The organism is Rhizobacter sp. P2_H2, from assembly GCF_056403375.1.
Genome location: NZ_JBFUFP010000740.1, coordinates 1 through 2,779, shown reverse-complemented (window position 1 = coordinate 2,779; position 2,779 = coordinate 1). Strand labels below are relative to the sequence as shown.

Genomic DNA, 2,779 nt, shown 5'->3' with positions numbered 1-2,779 from the left:
AAGCGCGGCTCGGGCAGGTTCTCGGGCGCCATCACGAGCAGCGATTTGTCGTGCAGCTGCGTCACGATCTGCAGTGCGGCGTATTCATCGTCGATGCCCGCGGCCACGGCCGCCGCGGCCAGCGTGCAGCCACCGACAAAGACCGAGAGCCGCGCGAAGACCTGCGCTTCCGGCTCGGACAGCAGCTTCACGCTCCACTGCAGCGTGGCGCTCAGCGTGCGATGACGCGGCGCCACGTGCGAGCTGCCGGTGAGGAAGCGGAAGCGGTCGTCCAGCCGCGCGCGGATCTCGTCGACCGCAAACATGCGCACGCGCGCCGCGGCCAGCTCGATCGCGAGGGCGATGCCGTCGAGCCGGCGGCAGATCTCGGCGATGACCGGGGCGTTGGCCGGTGTCAGCGCGAAGTCGGGCCTGGCGAGCCGGGCCCGGTCGACGAAGAGGCGCACGGCATCGGAGTCGAATGGCAGCGGGCCGACCGCGAAGATCTGCTCGCCCGGCAAGCCCAGCGCCTCGCGGCTGGTGGCAAGGATGCGCAGGCCGGCGCAGGCGCCGAGCAGGCGGTCGGCGAGCCGTGCCACGGGGTCGATGAGGTGCTCGCAGTTGTCGAGCACCAGCAGCGCGCGTGCCGCGCCGATGTGCGCGCACAGCGCGTCGAGCGGATCGGCCGTCGTGTCCTGCCGGGCGCCGACGGCCGACGCCACGGCGGCGAGCAGGCGCCGTGGATCCTGCAGGGCCGCGAGGTCGACGAACCACGCGCCCGCCGCAAAGCCCGCCAGCTGCCGCTGCGCGAGCTCGATCGCCAGGCGGGTCTTGCCGCTGCCACCGGTGCCGGTGAGCGTCAGCAGCGGTGCGCGCTCCAGCAGGCCGGCGCAGTCGGCCAGCGCGTGCTCGCGGCCGATGAAGCGGGTGCGCAGCAGCGGCAGGCGGTGCGGTGTGGAGGCGGCTTCGCCGCGCTCGGGCTCCGCCTCGCGCAGCGCGGCGGTGAACTGGTAGCCGCGGCGCTTCACGGTGGCAATCGCTTCCGCCCCCAGCAGCTTGCGCAAGGCCGAGATCTGCACCTGCAGGTTGTTCGGCTCGACCACCAGGCCGGGCCACGCGAGATCGATCAGATCCTCCTGCCCCACCACCTGGTCGCGCCGCTGCGCCAGCGCGATCAGCACGTCGAGGGCCCGCACGCCGAGCGCCGCCGGCTTGCCGTCGTCCAGCAGCAGGCGTTCGGCAGGGCGCAGTTCGAAGCGACCGAAGTGGAGCGGTGTCGACACGKGTTGGCGCGGGTTTCAGCTTGATTTCAGGTGGGTGAAGGACGCGGCGATGGCGTGCGCGGGACAGTCGCCGCACTGCATCAGACCCCCGGGAGACCGCCCATGGATTTCATCACGACCATTATCCGCACGCTCTCGCACAGGCCGGCACCATCGCATTTCGCGATGGATGGCTGCCAGGGCCTGGTCGCCCAGTGTGAAGCCGAGTCCGACGGCGACAGCCTGCGGCTGTATGTGGATGGCCGGTTCGTGGCTGGATCGAGGGCGTGGTGCGCCTGTAGCGTCAACAGGCCGTCATGGGCGGGCCGCACAGTCCGCCGGCCCTCCACTTCATGTCAGAACATGACGAACACGTTCTTCTCCCTGCGTGCCCTGAAGTCCATCGCGATTGCTCTCATCGCCGTGACCGCTGCCGCGGCCCACGCCGATGAACTGCCGCGCTGGGACACTGCCATCACGAAGTACAACGAGAAGCAGGTCCGCGACTTCCATCCGATGTTCGATTTCGATTCCGATGGCTGCTACCCGGCCACACCGTTCAACCGCAACAACAACCTGAGCCAGAACCCCGGCCTGAACGCCACCGGCACCGTGCAGGGCGCCTGCCGCGACGGCGGCTGGGGCAACTTCGCCAACACCATCCACCGCCAGCTGTGCCGCGAGACGGTGGAGGGCAGCGATCGCATCGAGCGCTGCGCGCACTTCTACGAGCTGTACTTCGAGAAGGACCAGGCGATCGGCCTCACGTTCCTGGGCGGCCACAAGCACGATGTCGAGACGGTGATCGTCTGGACGGGCAAGAAGAACGGTGGGGGCGATTTCATCTCGCACGTGTCGGTCAGCGCGCACGGCAACTACACCACGCTGCCGATGGCCGGGCTGGAGAACCACTGGGGGCACCCGCTGGTGGTCTATCACAAGGACGGCGCAGGCACCCACGCGTTCCGCTTCGCGAATGCCAACGACCATGCCCACGTCGAGTTCATCGGCAACTGGGGCGAGTTCTACGCGCCGGACATCATCAGCCACTACAGCGCCGTCGCGCAGTGGAATGGCGACGAGTGGACCCGCTACCTGGCCAACCGCAACTACCGCGTGGCGCTGGAGAACTCGAACTTCGGCAGCGCGAGCTTCAAGACCCGCAACGACGGCGAGATCATGAACCAGGCCAACAACGCCGCACCGCGCGGCGATGCGTTCTGGGCCGATGTCTGGTTCCTGTGGGACGACGTGTGGGCCACGCGCGCGAAGGAATTCCAGGCGAACTACCCGCAGACGTACACGCGGATCAGCGAGTGATCTTCAGCGACTGACAGAGCCCGGCGCGGTCAGAACGTGATCACCACCGACCCCGCGCTGCGCTTCGCCTCGCCGTGGAACACCGCCTCGATGTTGTTGCCGTCCGGGTCGAGCAGGAAGGCGGCGTAGTAGCCGGGGTGGTAGGGCCGTTCGCCCGGCTTGCCGTTGTCGCGGCCGCCGGCTTCCAACCCGGCGCGGTGGAACGCCTCCACCATCGC

The 2,779-nt window shown here is 69.0% G+C and carries 3 protein-coding genes; 1 reads left to right on the top strand and 2 read right to left on the bottom strand.

The window, feature by feature from the left end; all coding sequences use genetic code 11:
- Window positions 1–1,262: ATP-binding protein (locus AC1D15_RS25560; protein WP_477828197.1), on the bottom strand; the 1,262-nt coding region annotated here is incomplete at its 3' end.
- Window positions 1,263–1,604: 342 nt separating this feature from the next.
- Between AC1D15_RS25560 and AC1D15_RS25555 the strand changes: the two genes are divergently transcribed.
- A complete protein-coding gene (locus AC1D15_RS25555) occupies window positions 1,605–2,561 on the top strand; it encodes an NPP1 family protein (RefSeq protein WP_477828196.1) in 957 nt (318 codons plus the stop codon).
- A 29-nt stretch (window positions 2,562–2,590) separates the two neighbouring features.
- Here the strand turns inward: AC1D15_RS25555 and AC1D15_RS25550 are convergent.
- On the bottom strand, window positions 2,591–2,779 hold a 189-nt coding region (locus AC1D15_RS25550; protein ID WP_477828195.1), incomplete at its 5' end, for a VOC family protein.

Excerpts from the sequence above, each read along its gene's own strand:
- AC1D15_RS25555 (WP_477828196.1), top strand. The coding sequence starts at position 1,605 with ATGACGAACACGTTCTTCTCCCTGCGTGCCCTGAAGTCCATCGCGATT.